This is a genomic window from Paenibacillus sp. EKM301P, assembly GCF_011800295.1.
Lineage (GTDB): Bacteria > Bacillota > Bacilli > Paenibacillales > Paenibacillaceae > Paenibacillus > Paenibacillus polymyxa.
Map to the genome: position 1 here is coordinate 1 of NZ_JAALFM010000030.1, position 3,228 is coordinate 3,228.

At 52.6% G+C, this 3,228-nt stretch carries 1 protein-coding gene; it reads right to left on the reverse strand.

Features of this window, described 5'->3' with window-relative positions:
- The coding region (locus tag HFD99_RS24650) for a non-ribosomal peptide synthetase (protein WP_167441036.1) at positions 1-3,228 on the reverse strand (3,228 nt) is incomplete at both ends.

A 3,228-nucleotide genomic window follows, 5' to 3' on the forward strand; every position in this document is an offset into this window, starting at 1 on the left:
ACGCCGCCAGCAGCACCATATACAGGGTAGAGCCTGTGTGCGCCGCCAGTTCCTTCAGGCGTTCGCTCACTTCGCGTCCCAGCCCAAACACCACGGTATCGCCTGCCGTACTTCGTATCGACGGACGTGCAAAGTCTGTCGGTAAATCCAGCACAGGCAGTTCCCCCCGGAAGGTGTCGAGCCAGTAGGCTTCCTGGCGCTGCATCCACTTCTGATGGACCTCGCTTTGTTGCCATACGGCATAGTCTTTGTACTGTATCCGCAGTGGCGGCAGCTTTTCACCGTCATACAAGCGGACAAATTCTTCAGTCAGTACCCCCATCGACACGCCATCCGAAACGATGTGGTGCATGTCGAGCATGAGTACATGCTGCGGTTCCTGCCCTGCTCCTGATACGCCTAGATCTACCAAGCCTACCCGCAGCAGCGGTGCAGCTTTGAGATTAAACGGACGGACAAAGCAACTCACCAGCTCTTGTACTTCCTTGTTGACCCTCGTGTCTGTGTCCGTAGTCGCACCCTCAGCTTGTACCTTCGTAAATTCGACCTCGAACGGTACGGTGTCCTCAATAGACTGCATTGGCTCGCTGTCCACCAGATCAAAGCGGGTACGCAAGGACGCATGACGGGCGATCAGTTGACGGAATACGTCCTCCACTCGCTTCACGTCCAGCGGACCGCTCACTTGCAGCACCGATGGCATGTTGTAGTTCACATCCTGCGGATCGAACTGATGCAACACATACAGTCGTTTTTGCGCCGAGGACAAGGGATAGAAGCTGCGCTCTTCCGTTACTGGAATGGACGCATATGTTACTTGATCCAGCTGTTCCAATACAACGGCCAGTTGTTCAATGGTTGGTGCTTCAAAAATACTGCGCAGGGGAAGCGGCTTGTTCAGTTCCTTGTGAATCTTCGAGGCCAGTGTGGTCGCCCGCAGCGAGTGTCCGCCAATCTCGAAGAAGTTTTCCTTCACGCCGACCTGAGTGAGGCCTAGTACATCCTGCCAAATTTGCGCCAGTTTCACTTCCACCCACGTTCGCGGTGCGACATAATCGGCTCCGGTTTGCAGGCTACCTTCAGGTGCTGGTAGAGCCTTGCGGTCGATTTTACCATTCGGTGTCAGCGGCATCTGCTCCAGCTGTACCAAGAAAGAAGGCACCATGTAGTTGGGCAGCTCCTCACCCAGTAAACTGCGCAGTTCACCAGCACTTACTTCTCTTTCAGCGACATAGTATGCCACCAGTTGATTTTGTCCCTGCTCGTCCGCTTGGGCCAGGACGATGACCTCTTGTACGTCCTCCACTTTCAATATTTGTGCCTCGACTTCGCCCAGCTCAATCCGGTAACCTCGGATCTTTACTTGATGGTCAATCCGGCCCAAGTATTCGATGTTTCCGTCCGGCATCCATCTTGCCAAGTCGCCTGTGCGGTACATCCGCTCATATCCGGCTTCGCCAGCCGCAAACGGATTCGGTACAAATTTCTCCGCCGTCAGCTCTGGACGATCCAGGTAACCACGTGCCAGACCCGGACCAGACACGCACAGTTCACCCGCTACGCCTACCGGAGCCAAATGCCCGTGTACATCTACCATGTATACCCGATGATTCGGCACAGGACGTCCAATGGAAATAAGCTGTCCTGCTCTCTCATCCTTGGATACCGGCCAGATGGATGTCGCTACCGAGTTCTCGGTTGGACCATAGCCATTGTAGTACGCCACCTGATCCTTCCACTTGTATACCAGCTCTGTTGAAGCGGCTGAACCCGCAGTGACCAGAATACGCAGATTTGGCATCCGCTGCGGCTCCAGATACACCGCATAGGTAGGCGGCAAAGCTGCCACCGTGATGTGGTGATCCGCCATATATTGTTCAAACCGTTCGTAGTCCAAAATCGTCTCTGACGTTGGCACGTATAACGTGGCTCCGCAGAATAGAGCTTGGAAGATTTCCCAGCAAGCCGCATCAAACGAGTAGCTGGCGAACAGCAACATATGATCTGAGGTACTGATCTCGAATTCCTGATCAAAATACGTTTTCAGATTGCATAGCCCGTGATGCTCTAGCATAACGCCCTTCGGCTGCCCCGTTGTCCCCGATGTATAGATCACATACGCCAGATCGTTCGGACCGGACAACGACTCCAGGTTAGAACCATCCTCGTGATACACACTTTGTGCTCCATCTAGCACCAGCACGTGACCGTCGAAAGCTACTTTGTCCACCAGATGACCTTGAGTTAACAACAGCTTCGCTCCCGAGTCATCCAGCATATAGCGGATACGCTCTTCCGGATAGGTTGGATCGATAGGTACATATGCGCCTCCGGCTTTCAAAATGCCTAACATACCCACGATCATGTCTATCGAGCGTTCGGTCATCAGACCCACCAAACGATCTTTTGTCACGCCTTGAATGCGCAAGGTACGAGCCAGACGATTCGCGCGTTCATTCAGCTCGCGATAAGTCAACTGCTCTCCTTCGAAGTACAACGCTGGCTGCTCTGGTGTGTGCGCCGTTTGTGTCTCAAACAGACCATGGATCGTTTGCTCGCTTGGATACTCGGCGGCTGTATCTCCCCATACGCTGAGAATTTGCTCGCGTTCCTGCTCGCTTAACACATCCAGTTCCTGCACCCGAATGTCCGGATTCGCTACCACTTGTTCCAGTAGCTGTATTAAATGGCCCTGAGTCCGTTCCACGGCTTCCCGATCAAATATTTTTGTATTATATTCAAATCGGATTTTCATCGCTTCCTGCGGCATGACGACCAGATTGAAATCATAGTTCGTTTGTTCAATCATACCTGCATTGCTGATTACAAAATCCGACGCTGCACCTTCGCCAAGCTGCTCGACCTGCTCCTCCACCGGATAGTTTTCAAACACAATAATGTGGTTGATCAGCTCTTGCTTTTGCTCGGTCAAGGCTTGAATTTCATACAGCGGATACGTTTCATAATCTTGAGAAGCCAGCGCCTGCTGCTGATTCGTTCTAATCAGGTCGGCAAAGGTGTCCTCAGCTCCACTGCGGATACGTACGGGAATGGTGTTAATGAACAAGCCCACCATATTTTCGATCCCCGGAATATCAGCCGGACGACCCGACACGACACCGCCAAATACGGCATCATCACTACCGTTGTACTTTTGAAGCAGTAAGCCCCAGGCTGTTTGCAGTAATGTATTCGGGGTCACGTGGTACTGCTTGGCTACCATTTCCA